The 22,579-nt window shown below is 60.8% G+C and carries 18 protein-coding genes and 1 pseudogene; 13 read left to right on the top strand and 6 right to left on the bottom strand.

Annotated features, from left to right (window positions below; all coding sequences use genetic code 11):
* Positions 1 to 63 precede the first annotated feature (63 nt).
* The 5 genes from BS630_RS29445 to BS630_RS29425 form a co-directional block, all read right to left on the bottom strand.
* On the bottom strand, positions 64 to 1,968 hold the full coding sequence (locus tag BS630_RS29445; RefSeq protein WP_077980210.1) for an ABC transporter substrate-binding protein: 1,905 nt from the start codon (positions 1,966 to 1,968) through the stop codon (positions 64 to 66).
* Positions 1,969 to 2,169: 201 nt separating this feature from the next.
* On the bottom strand, positions 2,170 to 3,678 hold the full coding sequence (gene arfA, locus BS630_RS29440) for an arabinosylfuranosidase ArfA (protein ID WP_077980209.1): 1,509 nt from the start codon (positions 3,676 to 3,678) through the stop codon (positions 2,170 to 2,172).
* Positions 3,679 to 3,887: 209 nt separating this feature from the next.
* Positions 3,888 to 4,814: an ArsR/SmtB family transcription factor gene (locus BS630_RS29435; protein ID WP_017957935.1), complete on the bottom strand. Its 927-nt coding sequence runs from the start codon at positions 4,812 to 4,814 to the stop codon at positions 3,888 to 3,890.
* A 114-nt stretch (positions 4,815 to 4,928) separates the two neighbouring features.
* On the bottom strand, positions 4,929 to 5,348 hold the full coding sequence (locus BS630_RS29430) for a type II toxin-antitoxin system VapC family toxin (RefSeq protein ID WP_077980208.1): 420 nt from the start codon (positions 5,346 to 5,348) through the stop codon (positions 4,929 to 4,931).
* The gene (locus BS630_RS29425) at positions 5,345 to 5,593 is read right to left on the bottom strand and encodes a FitA-like ribbon-helix-helix domain-containing protein (protein ID WP_077980279.1); all 249 of its coding nucleotides are present in this window, start codon (positions 5,591 to 5,593) and stop codon (positions 5,345 to 5,347) included. Before BS630_RS29425 ends, BS630_RS29430 begins: the two co-directional genes overlap by 4 nt.
* A gap of 89 nt (positions 5,594 to 5,682) precedes the next feature.
* Between BS630_RS29425 and BS630_RS38235 the strand changes: the two are divergent.
* A pseudogene (locus tag BS630_RS38235) lies at positions 5,683 to 5,889 on the top strand (alkaline phosphatase family protein); the annotation flags it as partial.
* A 54-nt stretch (positions 5,890 to 5,943) separates the two neighbouring features.
* On the opposite strand, the gene BS630_RS29415 reads toward BS630_RS38235, so the two are convergent.
* The gene (locus BS630_RS29415; protein ID WP_077980278.1) at positions 5,944 to 6,702 is read right to left on the bottom strand and encodes an IclR family transcriptional regulator; all 759 of its coding nucleotides are present in this window, start codon (positions 6,700 to 6,702) and stop codon (positions 5,944 to 5,946) included.
* A 160-nt stretch (positions 6,703 to 6,862) separates the two neighbouring features.
* Here BS630_RS29415 and BS630_RS29410 point away from each other — a divergent pair, with 160 nt between their 5' ends.
* The 12 genes from BS630_RS29410 (at position 6,863) to ligD (ending at position 22,568) form a co-directional block, all read left to right on the top strand.
* The gene (locus tag BS630_RS29410; RefSeq protein ID WP_077980206.1) at positions 6,863 to 7,570 is read left to right on the top strand and encodes a 3-oxoacid CoA-transferase subunit A; all 708 of its coding nucleotides are present in this window, start codon (positions 6,863 to 6,865) and stop codon (positions 7,568 to 7,570) included.
* A complete protein-coding gene (locus BS630_RS29405; RefSeq protein ID WP_077980205.1) occupies positions 7,567 to 8,286 on the top strand; it encodes a CoA transferase subunit B in 720 nt (239 codons plus the stop codon). The genes BS630_RS29410 and BS630_RS29405 overlap by 4 nt, the downstream gene beginning before the upstream one ends.
* Positions 8,287 to 8,295: 9 nt before the next feature.
* Positions 8,296 to 9,501, top strand: a complete 1,206-nt coding sequence (gene pcaF / locus BS630_RS29400; RefSeq protein ID WP_077980204.1) for a 3-oxoadipyl-CoA thiolase — start codon at positions 8,296 to 8,298, stop codon at positions 9,499 to 9,501.
* Positions 9,502 to 9,575: 74 nt separating this feature from the next.
* The gene (locus BS630_RS29395) at positions 9,576 to 10,058 is read left to right on the top strand and encodes a GNAT family N-acetyltransferase (RefSeq protein WP_077980203.1); all 483 of its coding nucleotides are present in this window, start codon (positions 9,576 to 9,578) and stop codon (positions 10,056 to 10,058) included.
* 141 nt (positions 10,059 to 10,199) lie between these two features.
* Entirely contained in the window at positions 10,200 to 11,414 is a 1,215-nt protein-coding gene (locus tag BS630_RS29390; RefSeq protein WP_077980202.1) for an MFS transporter, read from the top strand.
* A gap of 497 nt (positions 11,415 to 11,911) precedes the next feature.
* Positions 11,912 to 16,489, top strand: a complete 4,578-nt coding sequence (locus tag BS630_RS29385) for a caspase family protein (protein ID WP_245310523.1) — start codon at positions 11,912 to 11,914, stop codon at positions 16,487 to 16,489.
* A complete protein-coding gene (locus tag BS630_RS29380) occupies positions 16,476 to 16,916 on the top strand; it encodes a hypothetical protein (protein WP_077980200.1) in 441 nt (146 codons plus the stop codon). Before BS630_RS29385 ends, BS630_RS29380 begins: the two co-directional genes overlap by 14 nt.
* A complete protein-coding gene (locus BS630_RS29375; protein WP_077980199.1) occupies positions 16,913 to 17,503 on the top strand; it encodes a DUF4760 domain-containing protein in 591 nt (196 codons plus the stop codon). The genes BS630_RS29380 and BS630_RS29375 overlap by 4 nt, the downstream gene beginning before the upstream one ends.
* 115 nt (positions 17,504 to 17,618) lie before the next feature.
* On the top strand, positions 17,619 to 18,413 hold the full coding sequence (locus BS630_RS29370; RefSeq protein ID WP_077980198.1) for an SDR family NAD(P)-dependent oxidoreductase: 795 nt from the start codon (positions 17,619 to 17,621) through the stop codon (positions 18,411 to 18,413).
* 103 nt (positions 18,414 to 18,516) lie between these two features.
* A complete protein-coding gene (glgX, locus tag BS630_RS29365; RefSeq protein WP_077980197.1) occupies positions 18,517 to 20,673 on the top strand; it encodes a glycogen debranching protein GlgX in 2,157 nt (718 codons plus the stop codon).
* Between the two features lie 12 nt (positions 20,674 to 20,685).
* On the top strand, positions 20,686 to 21,693 hold the full coding sequence (locus BS630_RS29360; RefSeq protein WP_077980196.1) for a DNA topoisomerase IB: 1,008 nt from the start codon (positions 20,686 to 20,688) through the stop codon (positions 21,691 to 21,693).
* Entirely contained in the window at positions 21,690 to 22,568 is an 879-nt protein-coding gene (ligD, locus tag BS630_RS29355) for a non-homologous end-joining DNA ligase (RefSeq protein ID WP_077980195.1), read from the top strand. The genes BS630_RS29360 and ligD overlap by 4 nt, the downstream gene beginning before the upstream one ends.
* Positions 22,569 to 22,579: the final 11 nt, after the last annotated feature.

The raw sequence follows: 22,579 nt of genomic DNA, 5'->3' as shown, positions 1-22,579 counted from the left end.
GACATGCCACATGCCCGTCGATTAGGGGGCCGGCGCGCAACACTCGCGCCGGCGTTGGGAGGATTATTTCGATTGTGCCGGCTTCAGCTTGACCATCATCAGCCTGGAGTTGGCCCAATTCGGCACCGGATCGGTATAGGGATCGGATATCGTCGGATAACCGGTCCAATAGGTCGTATCCATCGAGGTGAAGACGTTATACGACATCAGCGGGATCGTCGGCATTTCGCGGGCGACCAGCTTCAGATAATCCTTGCCGAGCTCGACGCCCTTCGGATCGTCGGCGCTGATGCCGCGGATGCTTTCGATGATCTTGTCGAGCTCCGGATTGCTCCAGCGCTGCCAGTTGCGCGGCGGCTGGTTCTCACCCTTCTTGGCCACGAACTGCGAATGCCAGCTATCGAGGAAGAACGACAGGTCGGGATCGCCGCCCCAGGTTTCGACGCTCCAGGCGATCGCCACCTGGAAATCGCCGGGCTGTAGCGCCGTCTGCCAAAGTTTCGCGGCCGGCACGGCTTTGGCGTCGATGCCGAAGGCCGCCCATTGCTGTGCAATCAGCGTCCCGGCGCGGGTGAAGACCGAGCGCGTGTCGCCTTCCACCGTCATCCGGATCTTGAAGGGCTGTCCATCAGGTGTCAGCCATTTGCCGCCGGATTTCTTGAAGCCTGCCTTCTCCAGCAGTTCGCCGGCAGCCTTCGGATCCGGTTTCCACCAGCCATAGCCGAACGCACCGCTGATTGCCTCAGGATCGCTCGGGATCTGGTCCTTGAACTTCGGCTGCTTGCGCAGGATATCGGCGATCTGTTGCCCGACCGTCGGGTCATAAGGCTTGATCTTGCTCTTGCCGGTATCGATCTCGAAATTCTTCAGCCAATCCTGCATCGGCGCCTGATAGAATTTCATCGTGGCCGCCGTCGGCGGCACGCCGAGCGCCGAAAGCGTCGCCGCCCCGCGGTAGCTCGCCATATCAACCGCCTTGATGTCGATCAGCAGGGCAAGCGCCCAGCGTACATCGGCATTGTCGAAGGGCGGATTCTGGGTGTTGAAGATGACCGCCGGAAGTGTCGGATCCGGATGGGCGAAGGGGAAGCCCGGGAACCATGTCTCGATCGTCTTGGATTTTTCCTTCAACGTGAACATGCCCTCAGGCGTGTTGTCGTGAATGATATCGAGATTGTGCTCGAGCTGGGCGATCGTGCGCTTATCCGGCGGGCCGGGATCGGTATAGGTCACGTATTTCGGGGCTGGCTCGCCGAAGCGGGCAAGCGAGGTGCGCTGCCAGTCGTCGCGCTTCTCCCAGGTATACCATTTGCCCTGGGGGTCGTAGGACTTGAGCTTGTAGGCGCCGAGCGAAACGGGATTGGCGAAATCATAGCGAAGCGGATCTTCGACTTTCTCGAAGACATGCTTGGGCATGATCCAGGCGCCGTTCCAGCGAACGGTGAAGATGGCATGGAAGCGCGAGTTAGGCTTCTTCAGCTTGAACACCACCGTCTGGGGGTCGGTTGCCTCGACGCTTGCCACCTGCACCGAGAAGGCAGCACTCCAGACCATGCCGGGGTGATCCATCTGCGTCTTGACGGTATAGACCACGTCGTCTGCCGTGAACTCCACGCCGTCGCTCCAGAAGAGCCCCTTGCGCAGTTTCACGGTCATCTCGGTGAAGTCGGCATTATATTGCGGCTTGTCGGCGGCGAGCGAATTATCCCAGGTCGCGCCGCCAAGTCCTTGTTCGGGGTCGATATACCAGAGCGTATCCATCGTCAGCTGCTGCAGGCCGGTCGATACGCCGCCGCCGCCATTGACCCAGATGTTGAACCAGCCGGGATTTTTAATCGTCCCTTCCGGATTTTCGACGATGAGCGTCTCCTTGCGCGGCAAGGAGGTGTATTCTTGGGCTCCGGCCACTGCGGTCAGGCCGAACGTGGCCAGCACGAAGCCGAATGCAAACCTCTTCCACTTTTGCATGAACTCCTCCCTTGAAAGCGATCATGCCGCGGCCGCAAAGGCACGCATGGGCACGTCGCGGTTGTCGGTCCGCAGAAGCCTCAGGACTTGAACAGTCAGGTCCAGGACCTCGGTGAACCATCCCTCCGGCTCCCTGCCTCCTCGCAGCGAGCCGAATATTTTCAGCCGAAGGCGCCCCAATGGGCTACCCGGCGGCAGCTGTCACACCGACAGCCGGATGACGTTGTAGGAGAACGGTTTCAACGCTGCCCGCAACCGTCCATCCTCGATCTTTCCACTCTCGACATTGACGGGGGTGACCGTCTGCGGCCGCGCTGCCGTGTTGACGGCTTCCAGATCGCCGTGGGTCATCTCCACCTGCTCGACCACCCGGGCATTTGCGAAGCCTTCCAGCCGCACATCGAGATCGAGCGCCGTGCTCGGATGGCGGTTGACGGCAAAGAAGGTCAGGGTCCTGCCATCCTCGGAATGGACTGCCGATACGTCGAGATAGGGAACGTCGTTCTCCTCGTCGCTGTCATAGGTCGGGCCATCGACGACCAGCTGCAGCGCCGTTCCACGGCCATATCTGGAGGCGTAATAGAACGGGTAATAGATGGTCTGGCGCCATGCCGCACCGCCGTCCTCGGTCATGATCGGGGCGATGACGTTGACGAGCTGCGCGATGCAGGCGATGCGCACCCGGTCGGAACGGCGGATGAAGGTGTTCAAGATGCCGCCGACCTGCAGCACGTCCTCGAAATTATAGATGTCTTCCAGGAGATGCGGCGCGTCCGGCCATTCGTCGCGCGCCAGGATCTCCTTGTCCTGCTGGTTGGAATGATACCAGACGTTCCATTCGTCGAAGGAAATGCCGATCGTCTTCTTCGAGCGTTTTTTCGCCTTGATGTAGTCGATCACGCCGCCGATCGTGGTGATGTAACGGTCGAGCTTCGTCGCCCGGGCGAGATAGTTGAGGGTATTTTTCTCGCGGTTGGCAAAATACATATGCAGCGAGATATGGTCGGCGCTGTCATAGCACTGCTCGAGAACCTGGGCTTCCCACTCGGGATAGGTCTTCATATCGGAATTGGACGAGCCGCAGACGACGAGCTCGAGCGACTTGTCGAAGCCGCGCATGGCCTTCGCCGTCTCGTCCGCCAGCCGGCCATATTCATAGGCCGACTTGTGGCCGACCTGCCAGGGGCCATCCATCTCGTTGCCGAGGCACCACAATTTGACATCGTGCGGATTGGACCAGCCGTGCTTGCGGCGCAGATCCGACCAGTAGGTGCCGCCGGGATGATTGCAATATTCGAGGAAATTGCGGGCGGCATCCAGGCCGCGTGATCCGAGATTGACGGCGAGCATCGGCTTGGTATTGGCCTTCTTGCACCAGTCGACGAATTCGTTCACGCCGATCTGATTGGCTTCGCGCGTGCGCCAGGCAAGGTCGAGACGAACCGGGCGCTCGGCACGCGGGCCGACGCCGTCTTCCCAATTATAGGCCGAGACGAAGTTGCCACCGGGATAGCGGCAGTATGGCGTGTCGAGCTCACGGACCAGATCAAGGACATCCTGACGGAATCCGTCCTCGTCGGCCGTCGGGTGCCCGGGCTCATAAATGCCCCCGTAGATCGCCCTGCCGAGATGCTCGAGAAATGAACTGTAGAGCCTGGAATCAATGGTGGCGATGCGGAAATCGCGGTGAACCACAACGTTCGTCTTCAACGGATCCTCCCGTTTATATATCAGGTATTTTGTTTTCTTGCCTCTAACTTGATATCAGGAATGTTGTTCTGTCAACCAAGTTGCCGCTTTAATCATACTAATATGAATTTCAGGAAAAAATGTTTGATTACAGTGGCTTGGGAGATTTTATCGGCAGCCGAAACTGGAAAGAATCGTGATATTTAAATCAAGATTTCCGATTTTGATTTTTAGACGTGAAGTCGCATGATGATGTCGCGCCCGTGATTTCCGAAGCCGCGGCCGAAAATATTCACGCCGCCGGTATGGCCGGCATTCTCGGCGATGCCGACCCGGAGCCGGATGGAAGAGTGCTGGGCAAGCGCGAGATCGCTGAGCGTGACATTCGAGGCGGCGACGCCGTCGATGAAGGTGCCGCGCGTCGAGATCCGCCAGGTCTTCATCATCCCATATTGCGAGCCTTCGAGCTTCCACCAGGCCGGCGTGAAGGCGCCGCGCTTGTCGCCGTAGTCGCCAGGGGACGTCCAGGTTCCGATCGCCATTCCATTGACCCAGAGCGTTATATCGGAAGGCCAGTCCGGATTGGTGCCCGGCACTTCCGACGACAGCTCCAGCGAAAACTCGATGGCGCGGATATCCTTGTTCAACACCTTGGCATTGTTGGGGAATTTATATTCCACATAGCCCCTGCCGAACCAGACGAGCCCGGCCTGCATGCGCTGCGGGTCGAGAAAGTAGTCAGGCACATCGAGAGGACCGATGACGCTCTCGGTCGAGCAGAGACCACAAGGGGCATGGACGTCACAGCTGGTATATAGCCCGACCGGCATCTCGACTTCGATGATATTGTTGGCCCTTTGGGCGGCACTTTCCTCGAAGCTGATCAGAATTTCGCTGTAGATCGCCGAGCAGATCTTCTGGTTTCCCTTGCGCGCCTTCGTCAGCTGGGAATCGACAAGCCGGGCGTCTTCCAAAATCTGGATCCCGGTAGCGACAGTCGATTGAGGAAGAGAAAGGGCACGCGCGATATCGTTGATATTCATCGGCCCTTTGGCGCAAAGCAGCTTAAGCATCTCCAGCCGCGCAGGTGCCGAAAGCGCCCGTATCGCATCGTTATTCTCGCCGGCGGCAATCGTCAAAAACGAGCGTTCCATCATTCCCCCAGTATTTCCGATGAAATGATGTATATCGGAAATTATGATACATCAAGTGGAATGATTAGGTCGAGCGTGCCTGACCTGGATGGTTTAGAATTCTGCGATGCGAGGGTGTTAGTGGTCCGTCCACGGATTGATGATCTGCAAGCCTATTCCTTCGAAATCGGACACATTGCGCGTTGCGAGTGAAGCGCCGCGCGAAATGGCGATGGCTGCGATCTGCGCATCGAACTGCCTGATCGGCCTGCCAGCCTTGCGGCGATCGGTAATGATGGCATAGACGTCTGCCGCGTCACGATCGAATGGCAGGACACGGCCACTCATGTCTTCATTGAATATCGGCAGGACTGCCGCCTCGAGATCACTCCGACGCCGTCCGTGAGGAAGGAGACGCAAGCCATATAGAATTTCCGCTTCGGTAATCGCGGTCGTGAATACCGATAGTGGATGTTGTGCCCCGAGCCATTCGATTACACCCACATTCGGCGCCGGCGTGAGCAGTTCCGAAATGACGTTGGTATCGAGGACGATCACGCGTCAAAGTCCGGCGCGTCCCGGATCGGCTGCCGGGGCGAAATTTCGAGCTCCACCCCTCCGACCGATTGCAAGCGGGCGCGAATGGTATCGGCAAGATTGCTCGCCACCGGCTCGGTAGTCGCAAGGGCCATACGCTGAATATCGCGTGCTTCGTCTTCCATTGACCGGCCATGCGTGTCGGCGCGAACACGCAGCCGCTGCTTCAACGCATCATCGAGATTGCGGATCGTCATGCTGGCCATCATTGCCTCCGTTCATCAATGACCGCATATAATCTTGATTGCATTTTCTCAAGCGACCGTCGCGAGATGCGTCCCCGTCCTCAGCAACCCGTATTCCGGCCTTCTTCATCTCGCCCTTCGCCAAGGGCGGCATGGTCGATCATACCCAGTACGACACGACGTCGATCATCCGCTTCATCACCGCGCGCTACGATCTGCCGGTTCTGCCCGGGCGTCATCGCCCGCGACAAGGCGCTGCGCAACAACGACGGCTGCTAAGGGGCGACCTGACGGCCGGGCTCAACCTGTCGCATTGACCGATCACGAGCGGCCCCAGCGCTGATCGGGGCCGTTCTGTCCCAATTTTGCTGTCAGCGCCGCAGCAGCGGTCGCAACGCGGCCTGCGTTTCCTTCAGCAGCGGCAGATAGCGCTCCTTCATCTCGGCGGCCGGGACGAGGGCGGCCGGCGCGCCGATATTGATCGCCGCGACCGTTTCGCCGCGGTCGTTGTCGACAGGCACGGCGATCGAGCAGAGGCCGATTTCCAGCTCCTGATCTATGATAGCGTAACCCTCGGCGCGGACACGCCGGAGTTCGGCGATCAGCTCGTCCGGATCGGTCTTCGTATTCGCTGTGTTTTGCTTCAGTTCGCTGCGGGCAAGGATCGCGCGCGCCTCGCTCTCGGCCAGGGCTGCAAGCAGCACGCGGCCCATCGAGGCGCAGTAGGCGGGCAAGCGGCTGCCGGGGGTGAGGTTGATCGACATGACGCGGCGCTGCGAGGCGCGGGCGATATAGACGATGTCGGTGCCGTCGAGCACCGAGGCGGAGGCGCTCTGGCCGGCCTTTTCCGAGAGATGATCGAGATGCGGCTGCAGCAGCGCCGGCAGCGGCATCGCTGAGAGATAGGCATGGCCAAGACGCAGGATCTTCGGCGTCAGCGTGAAGAACTTGCCGTCATAATCGGCATAGCCGAGTTCGGCGAGCGTTAGCAGCGAGCGGCGCACAGTGGCGCGGTCAAGCTCCGTCAGCTTCGAGGCCTCGGCGATGGAAAGCCGCTGCCGCGTTTCACCGAAAGCTTCGATGACCTTCAGGCCGCGGGCAAAGCCGCTGACGAAATCCGTTTCGCGCATGGGCTCGGTCTCCAATGGATTCTCCTCATTGTGTGCGTTATACGAACAAATGTCAAATATCGCACAAAACACATTGCCGCCTGAGATGGAGCGCTTTATGTCTACGGCATAGGACGGGGTGGAGAGTTCCCGGCCGCATCTAGCCAAGGAGAGATCCCGCATGGACAAGACAGTCGGGAGCACGGCGGAAGCCGTCTCTGAGATCGGGGATGGCGCGACCGTCATGATCGGTGGTTTTGGTGGCTCGGGCGCGCCGATCGAGCTCATTCATGCCTTGATCGACAAGGGCTCCAAAGGCCTCACCGTGATCAACAACAATGCCGGCAACGGCCGGATTGGTATCGCTGCAATGATCGATGCCGGCATGGTGCGGAAGATGATCTGCTCTTTCCCGCGCTCGTCGGATCCGCGCGCCTTCACGGATAAATATCTGGCCGGCGAAATCGAGCTCGAGCTGGTGCCGCAGGGAACGCTTGCCGAGCGCATCCGCGCTGGCGGGGCCGGCATCCCGGCCTTTTATACACCGACCGCCTACGGCACCGAACTTGCCGACGGGAAGGTCATCGCCGAATTCGACGGCCGTCATTACGTGCAGGAGCGCTGGCTGAAGGCCGACTTCGCGATCGTCAAGGCTGCGATCGGCGATACCCACGGCAATCTCACCTACAACAAGGCCGGCCGCAACTTCAATCCGCTGATGTGCATGGCGGCGGCGAAGACCATCGTCCAGGTCTCATCCATCGTGCCAGCCGGCGGCATCGATCCCGAGCAGGTGGTGACGCCAGGCATCTTCGTCGATCGCGTCGTTGCCGTCCCCAATCCCCAGCAGGAAGAAGAGCTCATTCGAGCCGGAGTGGCCTACGTATGACAGTCGATCACAGCTCCATCAACACCCGCCCCATCAACACCCGGGAAGACATCAAGCTTTCCAATGCGCAGATCGCCTGGCGCGCCGCGCAGGACATTGCCGACGGCGCCTATGTGAACCTCGGAATCGGTTTTCCCGAAATGGTCGCCAGCTATCAGCCGCCCGGCCGTCAGGCGATCTTCCACACCGAAAACGGCATCCTGAACTTTGGCGAGCCGCCGGCGGCCGGCGAGGAGGATTGGGATCTGATCAACGCCGGTAAGAAGGCGGTGACGCTGAAGCCGGGTGCTGCCTTCTTCCATCACGCCGACAGCTTCGCCATGGTGCGCGGCGGTCATCTCGACGTCGCGATCCTCGGCGCCTATCAGGTCGCTCAAAGCGGCGACCTTGCGAACTGGCGGGTGGGCAGCAAAGGTGTGCCGGCAGTCGGTGGCGCGATGGACCTGGTGCACGGCGCCAAGCAGGTCTGCGTCATTACCGAGCACGTCACCAAGACAGGCGAACCGAAGCTGGTGGAAAAATGCACCTTCCCGCTGACCGGCGTTGCCTGCATCACCCGTGTCTATACCAGCCATGCCGTCATCGATATCGTCGACGGACGTTTCGTCCTACGCGAGAAGCTAACCGCGATGTCACAAGAGGAATTGCAGGCTATGACCGGCGCGCCGCTGCACGTCGACGGGCCGGTCGGCGACCTCGTCGTCCCCAAACTCTGAGGAAAAGCCATGACCGAAGCCTTTATCTGCGACTATGTCAGAACGCCGATCGGTCGCTTCGCCGGCTCGCTGTCCCAGGTGCGGGCCGACGATCTCGGCGCGATCCCGCTGAAGGCGCTGATGCAACGAAACGGCGCCGTCGATTGGGAAGCCGTCGACGATGTGATCTTCGGCTGCGCCAATCAGGCGGGTGAGGACAACCGCAATGTCGCGCGCATGTCGGCCCTGCTGGCCGGCCTGCCGATCGCGGTACCCGGCACAACGATCAACCGGCTCTGCGGCTCGGGCATGGATGCGGTGATCACGGCGGCGCGTGCCATCCGCTCCGGCGAGGCCGAGCTGATGATCGCTGGTGGCGTCGAGAGCATGTCACGCGCGCCCTTCGTCATGCCGAAGGCCGAGACGGCCTTTTCACGGGCGGCCGAAATCCATGACACGACGATCGGCTGGCGCTTCGTCAACCCGCTGATGAAGAAACAATACGGCGTCGATTCCATGCCGGAGACCGGCGAGAATGTCGCCGGAGACTATCATGTCAGCCGCGAGGACCAGGATGCGTTTGCGGTGCGAAGCCAGGCGAAGGCCGCTGCCGCCCAGGCGAACGGGCGGCTGGCGAAGGAGATCACCCCGGTGACCATCCCACAGCGCAAGGGCGATGCTGTTATCATCGACAAGGACGAGCATCCGCGCGCAACGACGATGGAAACGCTGGCGAAACTCGCCACACCTTTCAAAAAGGAAGGCGGCACGGTGACGGCAGGCAATGCCTCCGGCGTCAATGACGGCGCGGCCGCACTGATCGTCGCTTCGGAAGCGGCAGCACGAAAATACGGCCTGACGCCGATCGCCCGCATCCTCGGCGGCGCGGCTGCCGCCGTTCCGCCAAGGGTGATGGGCGTCGGCCCGATCCCGGCCTCGCGCAAGCTGATGGCAAGGCTCGGTATGACTCAGGAGCAGTTCGACGTCATCGAACTCAACGAGGCCTTTGCCAGCCAGGGACTGGCGGTGCTGCGCGCGCTGAATATCGCCGATGATGACGCACGCGTGAACCGCAATGGCGGCGCGATCGCGCTCGGCCATCCGCTTGGCATGTCGGGCGCACGCATCACCGGAACTGCAGCACTTGAGCTGCTGGAGACCGGCGGACAATATTCGCTGTCGACCATGTGCATCGGCGTCGGGCAGGGGATTGCGATCGCGCTTGAAAGGGTCTGAGGTCGCGACGCTTCCGGCTTTTGCGGAGGCTGGCTCCCGTTGCGCGGAGCGCCCGGTTTCGTTAGAGATCGGGCATGCTGATCCGACCCGCAGACAAGGACGATCGAAGTGCGATCTGGAGGATCATCGGCCCGACGATCCGCGCCGGCGAAACCTATGCGCTCGATCGCGATCTGAGCGAAGCCGATGCGCTGGCCTACTGGATGGGAGCGGACCGCGAGACCTTCGTCGCCGAAGAGGACGGCGTGGTCCTCGGCACATATTACATCAAGGCCAGTCAGGCAGGCGGCGGCCGGCATGTCTGCAATTGCGGTTACATGACCGATGTTGCCGCAAGCGGCCGCGGCGTCGCGCGGCTGATGCATGAGCATTCCCTGGAGCATGCCCGCTTGCTGGGCTTTCGGGCGATGCAGTTCAATTTCGTCGTCAGCAGCAATGAACGCGCGGTTGGGCTGTGGCAATCTCTCGGCTTCGAGATCGTCGGCCGGCTTCCCGGTGTCTTCCTTCATCCCACTCAGGGTTACGTCGACGCATTGGTGATGTTTCGCACGCTTTAGCGGCCACATCGCATGGCGAAAAAAGATAGGAATGCGCTGTCGAAATCGCGGCGGTTCAAACGTCTTAAGATCGCAGGCGCGGATTGCGGCGGTGAGCCGTGTGCCTCGCGATCACTCGGTCGGCATGGAGGTTATGAAGCCATGAGTGTTTCTTATCGTTGGGTCATCGTCGCCGTCGGCGCTCTGATGTCATGCGTGGCAATCGGCGCGATGTTCTCGCTGGCGATTTTTCAGGAGCCGATCGCATCCGCGACCGGCTGGTCGCATGTCGGTATCGCCAGCGCGATGACGCTGAATTTCATCGTCATGGGCTTCGGCGGTTTCTTCTGGGGGGCGGCAAGCGACCGCTTCGGCCCGCGCGTCGTCGTGATGATAGGCTCAGTGCTGCTCGGCTTGGCGCTGGTGCTGGCGAGCCGCGCCGAGACACTCCTGCAATTCCAACTGACGTACGGTGTCCTGGTCGGACTGGCCGCCAGCGCCTTCTTCGCGCCGATGATCGCGGCGACGACCGCCTGGTTCGACGAGCACCGCGGCCTTGCCGTGTCGCTCGTCTCCGCCGGCATGGGGGTCGCGCCGATGACGATCTCACCCTTCGCGCGCTGGCTGATCTCGGCCTATGACTGGCGGCCGGCCATGTTGATCATCGGAATAGCGACCTGGGTGATGCTGGTGCCAGCCGCCCTGCTGGTCAGGCGCCCGCCTGCCGGGACCGCAGATGCCGACACCGAATTTTCCGTGGAAGGCGCCAGGCTACAACTGTCGAAAGTCTTCCGGTCACCGCAATTCGTCGTGCTCGGCCTTACCTTCTTTGCTTGCTGTGCGGCCCACTCAGGCCCGATCTTCCACATGGTGAACTATGCGACGATCTGCGGCATCGCACCAATGGCAGCCGTCAGCATCTACAGCGTCGAGGGGCTGGCGGGACTGGGCGGCCGGCTGCTCTATGGCAGCCTTGCCGACAGGATGGGCGTGAAGCCGGTGCTGGTCGCCGGCCTGCTGGTGCAGGCGCTCGCACTCGCGACCTATCTCTTCGTCAGCCAGCTCGGCGAATTCTACGCGCTCGCCATCGTCTTCGGCAGCGCCTATGGCGGCGTGATGCCGCTTTATGCGGTGCTGGCGCGGGAATATTTCGGCCAGCGCATCATCGGTACCGTCTTGGGCGCAGCGACGATGCTTTCCAGCCTCGGCATGGCCTTCGGCCCTCTCATCGGCGGCTGGATATTCGACACTTTCGCCAATTATTCCTGGCTGTTCATCGGCTCCGCGATGGTCGGGCTGGGGGCCGCGGCGATAGCGCTCGCATTTCCGCCTCTCGCCCGCCAGAAACCACAGCCGGCCTTTGGCGTGGCGCCGTAACAGGCGCCTCGCCAATCCTGACGTGCGGTATCGAGAGTGGACGTCGGTGACGACGCCCACTCAAGGTTTTTCGCATCGTCGCGACTCTTGCCGGCAAATCGCCAACACCTCTGGTGCCACTCTCGCCTCCACCGTAACAAATGGACGAGGACCAGCCGGACCGCGATCATTCACATCCGCTGGCATCGCCATTCTGGATGTCGAAAGAACAAAGCGTCGAAAACCAAGGAATAACTTGATGCCGGCGAAAATCGAACTCGTATTGGTGTAGTAGTGGACGCTCCGGCGACGCGCTCTGCTAGGGCGGTAACGGGTAAGGCGTACCAATCCTTAAATATTCACTTGAGGAACCCTCAGTTCTTCGGCAGTATACTCTTTATTAACTTTTGGCTGGGGGCCATGCTGCAGCAATGAGGGTAATAGGGATTGCTCTGGCATGTATCATGTTGCTGTCGCAGCCGGCTCTGGCGCAGTCTCCACTCGACATCATCAGGAGCTTGACCGACGGCGTCACACGTGATGCTGCGCCGCCCGAGGCTGGTCGCCAAACGTCTAAACCGATGCCGACTTTTCGGTCACAGCTGACAGGAACGCAAGTGCAACGCCTGCAGCGTGCCCTGGAAGCACTCGGTTACTATCACGGTCCGATCGACGGAGATGCCGGGCCTGACACGTGGAGTTCGGTAGCAGCGTGGGCACGCGATCGGGGATGGGAGGCTCCAACAACCCTCCGTGTCGCGCATCTCAATTCCCTGGAAGCTGAACGCGCGCAGGGACAGGTTGCAGAACCGGATCGTCCAAGCTCTGGTCCAGAAGATGGGACTGTTCGTCGCGTTCAAACGGCCCTCTCACGGCTCGGCTACTATTCGGGGCCGGTGAATGGGCAGACAGACCAAGCGACCATGGCTGCGATGGCGGCCTGGGCGGCGGATCGGAGCTGGGAAGCGCCGGCATCGATCCGCGAGGCACATGCCGTCAACATGGAGGAGGAGCTCTCCCATAGGACAGGCCCGGTTGTCGGCGATGCGGCCTTGCCACCGTGGCAGCCGGACGACACGGGGATCGGCAGCAAAGTCTGCGCTTCCACCGGCTACAGCAAGGTCTGCCTTCGTCTTGCCTGCGATGCCGAAGTCGGTGTGGTCCTTGATTTAGAAGAGGTGGCGGGCTACTCGACACCGTCGGTCTCTAGCGCGGGTCTGACGGTGGATCGAGGCCCTGAGGCAATGCTTCCTCTCGATGGCATCCGCAAAAGACCGGTCCTCGATGCCGATCGCGATGCGGCGCTCGTCGCCCGCCTTTCCTCCGGGCGATCGTTGAACCTCAAGTTGGGGACATGGTCGATGTCCTTCGGTCTCGCGCAATTCGGCCCCGAATACGACCGGGTTGGAAAGGCATGTGCTACCCTCCTCGCCAGACTCCGTAGCGGCCAGGATCCCTTCCCTGGACGGTTCTCCCGCCTTGCCGACGAGCTGGCCGAGGTCACGATGTCCGAAGGAACGTGGACCTCGCAGCCGAACACGGATCTTGCCGGCAATGACATTCGAGATGGGCTGGCCGATCCGCTTCTGCGTGGCCTGACGGAAGGCGGCTGTATCGCGATCTGCTCGGAAACCGACATGTGCCAGGCCTATACGTTCAACCCGAGCGGCGGGGCATGTTTCCTGAAGTCCGAAAAGGGCTCGCCCAAACCCCACGCAGCCGCAAGGAGCGGCGTTTTCGATGGCCGGAAGGCGGGTTTAGCACCTCCACCCACCCGCGGACCGGGACCGATCGTCGATGGAGCGGTCGGGTGGCACGAGGGCGAGACACTGGAGGGCTTCCAGGCCCGCGTGAAACAAGCTGCTCGCAAACTCGCCGAGTCATGCGACGAGGAGAAGGAGACGCTCCGGCGTCTGGCCGAAAAATTCCAATGGACACTGCCGCATCAGGGACCGCTGCGCGCCGGAAACAGCTTTGCGATCGAGTGGTCGGGCAACACGCTCGCAGATCGCATACCGGTTTGGTTCATGGTCAAAGCAGAACAGCCCGTCCGTTTTAAAGGCAAGGGGCATGTGGCGCTTGGTCCTGCCGCACCCAATCCGTTCGCGATAAAAACCGGTCTCGGCAAGACACGCGCGGTGGTTGCCCTAGCGACGCGTGGCGCCGGGGCCGACGGTTCAGTTTCAACCATTCCGCTGCAAGCGGGGCCTTTGAACCTATCCGTCTCATTGGTCGGCTATCTGCGCGCCTGTGAGGAGGAGATCGTTCTGAAGGAAGAGTCAGAGCGGCTCGAAATCGTACCGGCGCCTGCCGAGATCGTCCTCAACACCGCCGAGGGCCGCGCGGCGTTCACACATAGCATCGATATCCCGAAATTCTCCCGCCGCATCCTCCTCAACGATACCCGCTTTCTTCTGCTGGATGCGGCAAGCGGGACGGAAATCGTCGAGCGGGCAGGCACACACCTGCAGATCTCGCCGACCCACCGCTTCATCGGCGTCGAGCATAATGGCCGGCTCGACATCATCGACATGGTCGATGGGCATACGGCTACGACAGCGGATGCCGGCGACCTTCGCTGGGCGCTCGGCGACAGCGTCGTCTTCACCACACTCGCGCCTTGGGCGGAGGTGAATTTTTCCTCCACCTTCGGCGATCATTTGCGCATACGGGAACAGATTACCGGACCATCCTGCTGCACTGCCGAACGTGGTCAAACGCGCGTCGCGATCGATCTGGAAAATGCTGCCTATGCCATCTGGGGTGGCGCCGGCTACCGCGTTGGTGCGCTTCAGAACCCGGATTACGCCTCGATCGCGAATTCTTCCGGCGCTTATAGTTCTCAAGGTGGCGAGACAATTCCCCTTCATTTTCATATATTCTGGTCGCTTGGCATGGTGTCGCCCGTCAGTGTCGCTCGGGAATTCGATGTTGCCGGCGGCTTCAGGACGACCAGTACCTGGGAAGACTGGGAGGTCGCGGACGCCGATAGCCGCCGCCCACGCGATTTTACGGAAAGCCTGTCGCGCACACTGGGCAAAATTGAGCTTCAGGCAGTCATGATCGATGCGGCCGTGGCATCGAACGACCAAGGCTCCACCAGAGCCGGCAACGACACACCTCTCGCCGCTGCCTTGCCCGAACAACTCTTGCGCCTCGGCGTCGCGCTCGATCCAATGGTCGACGGTGAACGCCTCGTCGAGTCCTACGCCGCAGGTGAGAATAACGCCCTTCACGCGCTTGATCGTGACCAGCGGCTGAAACGATCCGCAGAGGCGATGGGGCGCTTCCGCCGCGAGGCGGAGCGTGCGGGCTGGCGCTTCGACTGGGCTCTGCCCGTCGGGGACGAGGGTCCCATCTCCGACTGTGAACATCTTCTACTCGGAGAATCCTCAAGCACGGGGGGCACGGGTTCGCTGTTAGCGCCTCGCGATGTTGTCGAGGTCTCGACGGTCCGCACGTCTCGCGGGGCGGTATGGGTGGCACGTGCGGAGTGTGTTGCGGGCGCGACGTTCGGGAGCCTCAGGCCCTATGCTGCCCTTTACGTCATGGATATCGCGCGCCCCGCGCCGGCGGCGAGTGCGTCACTTCAGGCGGAAGGCGCATTTTTCTTCGAAAACAATGCCCATCGTCTGTGGTACGAGCACCCTTTTCGTATCAAAGCCAATGACGACCTTCTGCTGACCTATGCGCCCGGCAACGGCGTCATGACTGTGCGTGACCGCGCAACACAGAAATTCCTCTGGATCGGCGAGAATCTTCCGAATGGCGACCTCCTCGTCGATGCCTGGTTGACCAAAGACCGTCGCCATGCGGTGCAACTTAATTCTGACGGCAACTTCTACATTCACGCCATTCTGGACGATAGGCAATCGCTCCTGTCCGGGCGCATCGCCGACGACGAGATCGCGGTCTGGACCAAGGACTATTACTACGACGCGACAGCCGAGGCCGCCACCCTCATCGATCTGAAGTTTCCCGGTAAGGTTGGACAGTATAGTCTCGACCGGTTTGGCACAGCGCGCCTGGTCCCAGATCTGGCGCGCGCCGTTCTTGATCGCGGGCAGACGCCGGAGGCTGCCGCCGAGGTGGGCGTACCGCCGTCGTTGACAGGCGAGATCGCGCTCGAGGAAAACGGCAGTCGCGTAAGAGCGGTATTGCACTTCGATCCGGCTGAGACGGTGCATATGTCCGTTTTTCAGGACGGTGTCCTGACCGAAACGGTTGATGCTGCCACCGTCGAAAATGCAGTGTCGTTCGAGAGGCTTAAGGACGCGCGTTGGGTGTCCGTCATCGGATTCAATTCTGCGGGTCTGGCCAGCCTCCCGGTATCCGCTGATCTCGGCGAGCCTCTTGCGCGCCGCGCGATCACCCGCGCGCTCGTCATCGGCGTGAATACTTACGAGGACGAGCGACTGCGCTCGCTCAACTACCCTCTGCGCGATGCAGGCACGGTGCTCGAAACGCTGACCGAGCCGCTTGGCAAAGAGCCACCGTTCCGCGGCGAGGTAGGGCCGAAGGACAGGCGTGCCACACCCGAGGCCATACTGGAGGCGACTGCGCGACTGCTGGACGGGCTGGCGCGTGGGGACCACGCGGTCCTGTTTCTGGCCGGCCATGGCATGCAGGACCGCAATGGGCGTTTCTTTTTCGCGACGTCGGCCACCGATCCAACGGATCTCGAACACACAGCCTTGCCTTTCGACCGGCTGGCGGCGCTGTTCGAAAGGACCGAAGCGCGCATCACCATCCTTCTTGACGCCTGCCACTCCGGCGCCGCGGGGACCGGGTCTTTCACCACCAACGACGATCTCGCCAACAGCCTCGCCGCCCTTAGATCCAATCTCACCGTTCTCGCCGCTGCGAAGGGGCGACAGGAGTCGCTCGGGCGCCGCGAGGTGGGGGGCCTGTTCACCAACGCGATCGTTACCGTCCTCGGGAAAGAACGTGATCGTTATGACCACAACCACAATGGTCGCATCGAGGCCTCCGAACTGTATCGCGGCGTCAAGACGCTGGTTTTCGCTGCGAGCGGCGGCAAGCAGACACCCTGGATCATCAACAGCCGACTGGTGGGGGACTATGCCCTTTTTTAGATTTCGCAACGCCTATAGAACGGTTGCGATCCTAGCAGCTGCCATGCTGCTTCTCGCACCTGCCGCGTCCGGTGCTGCGTGCCTCATCTGTGACGAGGTCGTCGAGCTGGATGGAGTGCGGGCAAATTGCTTCCGTCAGGACTATGAAAAGTTTCTTTCAACTGCTCGAAGCTCGGAAACGAGCAATACGGAGGTCGATCTCTCCGCCTGTGCTGGCGATGACGGGCGCGAACGTCGCGGTCTGGATCGGATGCCTGGGCTTTTATCACTCGGAAGCGAATCCAGCGCGCGGAACCAGCGCGAGCTACGATCGGTCTACATCTTCGATGAGGCAAGCCTTGTTTGCCTCAAACGATTGCTGGATGGGCACGAAGGTAAGATCGATCCGTCGGTGCGGTTCGATCTGGTGGAGAATTGCAAGCCATGAGCCAGCCATCATCCAAGCGGCGGGTCGGGCTCTCTTTCTTAAATATTTCGGAAGCCGGCTGGTCGTTTCTGAGCAGCATCGTTGCCGTTTTGACCTTCGTCAGCGCGATAGGCGGTATCTTTTGGGCGGTTTTCGAGTACATCGAGAAGAAGGAGATGGATCGCACGAAATATACGCTCACTCTCATCGAGACCTGGGAAACGCAAGGCTATCGGCAAGCCTACGGCGAACTTCGCCAGTTTTATTCAACGTTCCTTGAGACGATCCCGGTCGGCGACAAGAGGAGGGCTGACACAGGCGGGCATGCCATGGATAATCTGTTGCAGTCCTTAAACCGTCAGATTGCGCAGGAGCCTGCGCGCCGGGAGCAAGTCAGGGAAGTCGTCTATTTCTTCAACCGGCTTGCTCTTTGCGTGAATGCGTCACTCTGCTCCAAGGAAACAACGGCAGTCTTCTTCAATGATACCGTGCAGTCTTTCCTTGAGGTTTATGGTCCTTACATCGACAATAACAAGGAAACATTGCCAGGCCGGGGCGTGACACTTGTCGAGCTCTCTCGGGAACTCAATCCTGCTGGCCGGCATTAAACACCATGCGAATCTCGCTCTTTCGTGCATTGCCCTTCGTCGATTTACCCTGATAAGACTTCTCCTATTCGTTTCATCACCTATGTCCTTGGTTTTTCGGGAGGCAATCGTCGCCATGGTCGAACTTGCGCAATCGCTAGCATCCATCAAGTTGCCGGACCTGTCCGGCAAGGCCGTGCTGATCACCGGCGCCTCGACCGGCATCGGTGCGGCGCTCGCCCGCGCCTTCGCGGCTCAAGGGGCCAAGGTCGGCGTGCACTACAATGCCAGCCGCGAACCGGCGGAAAAACTGGCTGAGGAAATCCGGGCTGCTGGCGGCACCGTGCATCTGATTCAGGGCGACGTGTCGAGGGAAGGCGAGACCGAGCGTGTCGTCGACGAGACGGCGAAGACTTTCGGCCATCTCGACGGCCTCATCACCAATGCTGGCGGCATGCTGGGGCGCAAGCCCACCTCGGAATATACCGACGCGCATTATGCCGCGGTCATGGACCTCAACGCCCGCTCGGTGCTGGCGGCAACACGTGCGGCGCATCCCTGGCTGAAGAAGCAGGGTGGCTTCATCATCAACACCACCTCGATCGCCGCGCGCAATGGCGGCGGCAATGGTGCGATCCTTTATGCGGCGTCCAAGGGCTTCGTCTCGACGATCACCCGCGGTCACGCCAAGGAATTCGTCGCCGACAGGATCCGCGTCAACGCGGTGGCGCCGGGTGTCATCGCCACACCCTTCCACGAGCGTTATACCAATGACGAGCAGATGGAGCTGCAGCGCAAGTCGATCCCGATGGGTTTCGTCGGCACGTCGGAGGACTGCGTCGGCGCCTATCTCTTTCTCGCTTCACCAACCTTGTCGGGCTACATCACCGGCCAGATCATTGAGGTCAATGGCGGGCAGCTGATGCCTTAAAGACGCCTTTTGGCGAGCCACATCGGTTGCTTTTCCCCTCAAGGACGGAACTTTCGCACCGCCCTCACGTTTCCCGCTTGGTCTTTTGACATAGCGGGGCACCATGAGCTTTTCATTTTCGGAACTCGACTTCCTCAAGCCGGAGCTGGGGGCGGAGTATACGGGTTCTGGCACCCATTTCGCGGTATTTTCCGCACATGCGGAACAGATGGAGCTCTGCCTCTTCTCGCCTGACGGAAAGAATGAGATCGCCCGGCTGCCCCTGCCGAAACGCGAAGGAGACATCTGGTCGGGCTATATTGCCGGCATCGGACCGGGCACTGTTTATGGTTATCGGGCGCACGGTCCCTACGATCCCAACGCCGGCCATCGCTTCAATCCGAATAAGCTTCTGCTCGATCCCTACGCCAAGCAGGTGACGGGCGAACTGAAATGGCATGATGCGCTGTTCGGTTATCAGATCGGCGAGGACGATCTAACCTTCGATGAGCGCGACAGCGCGCCGTTCATGGTCAAGGGCGTAGTGCAGGATCCGGACTTCGACTGGGCGGGGGAAGAGGCGATCCGCCGCCCTTGGCCCGACACCATCATCTACGAGGCGCATGTGCGCGGCCTGACGATAACGCATCCAAAGGTGCCCGACCGTCTGCGCGGCACCTTTCTCGGCATGTGCAGCGATCCGATCATCGACCATCTCGTCAAGCTCGGCATCTCGGCGATTGAGCTGCTGCCGATCCAGTATTTCCTCGACGATCGTTATCTCCTGGAAAAGAATTTACGCAATTATTGGGGCTATCAGACACTCGGTTTCTTCGCACCGCAATCGCGTTACATGTCCGGCGACAAGATTACCGAAATCAAGACGATGGTGAAAAAGTTCCATGCCGCCGGCATCGAAGTCATCATGGACGTGGTCTATAACCACACCGCCGAAGGCAGCGAGAAAGGACCGACGCTGTCCTTCCGCGGGCTCGACAATGCGAGCTATTACATTCTCTCTCCCGACGATCCGCGCCACACCTTTGATACCACGGGGACCGGAAACACGCTGAATGCCGCCAATCCCATGGTGATGCGCATGGTGCTCGACAGCCTGCGCTACTGGGTCGGCGTCATGCATATCGACGGCTTCCGTTTCGACCTCGCCAGTACGCTCGGCCGGCAGGATATGGAATTCGATCGGCAGGGCCTGTTCTTCGGCGCCATTCGCCAGGATCCGATCCTTGCCGGTGTCAAGCTGATCGCCGAGCCCTGGGACGTGGGCGATGGCGGTTATCAGGTTGGCGGCTTTCCACATCCCTTCCGTGAGTGGAACGACAAGTTTCGTGACGACGTGCGTCGCTTTTGGAAGGGCGATGGCGGCATGGTCTCGGAGATCTCGCAACGCATCACCGGCTCGTCGGTACAGTTCAACCACTCGGATCGCGGCGCGACGTCATCGATCAATCTGCTGTCGGCCCATGACGGCTTCACGTTGATGGACACGGTTTCCTTCGACGACAAGCACAATGACGCGAACGGCGAAGAAAACAGGGACGGACATTCGGACAATCATTCGGACAATATGGGTGCCGAAGGAGTGACTGATAACGAAGACATCAATAGGCTTCGGGCGCGGCGGCGCCGTAACATGATGGCGACGCTGATGCTCTCCCAGGGCGTTCCGATGATCCTTGCCGGCGATGAGGTGGGCAACAGCCAGGGCGGCAACAACAACGCCTATTGCCAGGACAACGAGATCGGCTGGACGGATTGGGCGGGGCTCGACGATCCTTTCCTCGATTTCTGCCGGCAGGCCGTCGCCTTCCGCAAGGCCCATCCCGTGTTGCGGCAGGAGCGGTTCCTGACCGGGGAGACAGCCGAGGACGGGCGCATCGAGATCGCCTGGTACAAGCCCGACGGCAGTTTCATGGATGACGGCGCCTGGAATGACGACGGATTGCAGGTGATTAGCGTCTATGTCTCGAGGAGCGTGCATGCTCCGGATACCGAGAAGATGGACGACCTCTTCCTCGTCTTCAATGCAGGTGGCGATTGCGAGCTCCATCTTCCTGTTGTGAATGGGCTGAAAGAGTGGTCGAGGGTTCTCGACACGGGATCGGAGACGGATTCCTTCAAAGTGCACGATGAGGACAATCCGGTGATGGTTTATGCCCAGAGCGTCGCAGTCTTCGCACCGAAGGGGCAGACCGAACCGCCGCAAGGCGCGACAAAGGCCGAGCGTCGTCGCTGGTTCCAGTTCGGCCGCTGGAGCAAGTAGGTCTCAGAAAACATGAATGCCGAAGTCATCACCGAACTTGGTCTCGTCTATGTCAGCGATACCGAACCTGGCATCCGCAGACGAAGGAAGGGCAAGGGCTTCAGCTACGTCATGCCGGACGGCACCACGCTTACTGATGAATCGCAGCGGGCGCGCATCAGGACGCTGGGACTGCCGCCGGCCTATGAGAACGTCTGGATCTGCCTCTACGAAAACGGCCATCTGCAGGCGACAGGCTTCGACGCTCGCGGGCGCAAGCAATATCGCTACCACAAGGAATGGCAATCCTTCCGAAGTGCGGGAAAATTCCATCAGCTGATTGAGTTCGGCCGGGCGCTGCCTCGGATCCGCCGGACCGTGCTGCGCCATCTCGACACCGGTGCGGAGGATATCAACGGCGTGCTTGCGGCTTTGACGACGCTGCTCGACGAGGCGCACTTGCGCGTCGGCAACCAGGCCTATGTCAGGGAGAACGGCACCTATGGCGCAACGACGCTGCTGAAGCGCCACCTGAAGATCGTCGACGGTCAGATAGAGCTAAAATTTCGCGCCAAGGGTGGCAAGCGCGTCCAGCGCAGCCTCAAGCATCCCAGGCTGCAGAAGATCCTGGAGGAGATAGCCGACCTGCCCGGCCGCCAGCTCTTCGTCTGGAAGGACGAAAGCGGGGCGCTGAAACCAATCGATTCCGGCCGGTTGAACGCCTATCTGGCCGAAATATCGGGCATTCCCATTTCGGCGAAAACCTTCCGCACCTGGGCCGGATCGCTGGCGGCCTTCGGTGTGGCGCGTGAGACGATCCTCAGTGGCGGCCGGCCGACGGTAAAGCAGATGTCGGAGGCCGCGGCCGAGGCGCTGCACAACACACCGGCGATCTCGCGCTCGAGCTATATCCATCCGGCGATCATCGCGCTCGCTGGCAACGATCATCGGCTGATCGAGAGCGGTAACGAGCCGCTGCGGGGCTTGCGGGCCGAGGAAAACAGGCTACTTGATTTCCTCACAAGCGAGATCGAAGAATGAGCCCCAGACATCCGCCGGTATCGGACGTATCGCTGACTAATCCCGACCGGCTCTACTGGCCGGACGAGGGCTTCACCAAGCAGGCGCTGGCAGACTACTACGCCGCAGTCTGGTCGTTCATTGCGCCTTATATCGTTAATCGGCCCTTGGCGCTGCTGCGCCTGCCCGACGGCATAAAAAGCCACCAGCGGTTTTTCCAGAAGCATGCCTGGAAGGGCATGAATCCGCATATCGAGGAGATCGCCGATCCGCAGGATGCGGACGGCGAAAAATTGCTGCGCATCGCCGATTTCAACGGGCTCGTGGCGCTGGTGCAGTCGGCCGCGCTCGAAATTCATCCCTGGGGCACGACGGCCGACAATTGGGAAACACCCGACATGATCACCATGGACCTCGATCCTGGCGAGGACGTGGCCTGGAGCGCGGTGATTTCGGCAGCGCTTGAATTGAAGACGCGGCTGGAAGCCCGTGGGCTGGCCGCCTTCGTCAAGACCTCAGGCGGCAAGGGGCTGCATGTGGTAACGCCGCTTGCGCCGAAGGCCGGCTGGGCGGAGGTGAAGGATTTCGCCCATTCGCTGGCCGAAAGCATGTCGGCCGACACGCCGGAGAAATATCTGGCAACGGCGACGAAGGCAAAACGCGGTGGACATATCTACATCGATTATCTCCGCAACGGCCGCGGCAACACGGCGGTCGCGGCCTATTCGACGCGGGCACAATCGGGTGCGCCGGTTTCCATGCCGCTGGATTGGTCAGAATTGAACGAGGTGAGCGGTCCCGCCGCTTTCACGCTCGGCAACGTGCCGGGGCGATTGGAGACCCAGCCGAGAGACCCGTGGGGAAATTTCTTCGATGCGGCGGTGCCGCTCGAATGAACGGCTCTTAA

Origin of the sequence: Rhizobium laguerreae, from assembly GCF_002008165.1 — a bacterium.
Taxonomy (GTDB): Bacteria; Pseudomonadota; Alphaproteobacteria; order Rhizobiales; family Rhizobiaceae; genus Rhizobium; species Rhizobium laguerreae.
The sequence above is the reverse complement of the archived record's forward strand: the minus strand, read 5'-3'. Positions and strand labels throughout refer to the sequence as shown.

Coding starts and splice junctions, on each gene's coding strand:
- BS630_RS29360 (WP_077980196.1), top strand. CDS start 20,686: ATGAATGCCGAAGTCATCACCGAACTTGGTCTCGTCTATGTCAGCGAT.
- BS630_RS29425 (WP_077980279.1), bottom strand. CDS start 5,593: ATGGCCAGCATGACGATCCGCAATCTCGATGATGCGTTGAAGCAGCGG.
- BS630_RS29380 (WP_077980200.1), top strand. CDS start 16,476: ATGCCCTTTTTTAGATTTCGCAACGCCTATAGAACGGTTGCGATCCTA.
- BS630_RS29395 (WP_077980203.1), top strand. CDS start 9,576: ATGCTGATCCGACCCGCAGACAAGGACGATCGAAGTGCGATCTGGAGG.
- pcaF (WP_077980204.1), top strand. CDS start 8,296: ATGACCGAAGCCTTTATCTGCGACTATGTCAGAACGCCGATCGGTCGC.
- BS630_RS29410 (WP_077980206.1), top strand. CDS start 6,863: ATGGACAAGACAGTCGGGAGCACGGCGGAAGCCGTCTCTGAGATCGGG.
- BS630_RS29390 (WP_077980202.1), top strand. CDS start 10,200: ATGAGTGTTTCTTATCGTTGGGTCATCGTCGCCGTCGGCGCTCTGATG.
- BS630_RS29405 (WP_077980205.1), top strand. CDS start 7,567: ATGACAGTCGATCACAGCTCCATCAACACCCGCCCCATCAACACCCGG.
- BS630_RS29415 (WP_077980278.1), bottom strand. CDS start 6,702: ATGCGCGAAACGGATTTCGTCAGCGGCTTTGCCCGCGGCCTGAAGGTC.
- BS630_RS29370 (WP_077980198.1), top strand. CDS start 17,619: ATGGTCGAACTTGCGCAATCGCTAGCATCCATCAAGTTGCCGGACCTG.
- glgX (WP_077980197.1), top strand. CDS start 18,517: ATGAGCTTTTCATTTTCGGAACTCGACTTCCTCAAGCCGGAGCTGGGG.
- ligD (WP_077980195.1), top strand. CDS start 21,690: ATGAGCCCCAGACATCCGCCGGTATCGGACGTATCGCTGACTAATCCC.
- BS630_RS29375 (WP_077980199.1), top strand. CDS start 16,913: ATGAGCCAGCCATCATCCAAGCGGCGGGTCGGGCTCTCTTTCTTAAAT.
- BS630_RS29445 (WP_077980210.1), bottom strand. CDS start 1,968: ATGCAAAAGTGGAAGAGGTTTGCATTCGGCTTCGTGCTGGCCACGTTC.
- BS630_RS29435 (WP_017957935.1), bottom strand. CDS start 4,814: ATGATGGAACGCTCGTTTTTGACGATTGCCGCCGGCGAGAATAACGAT.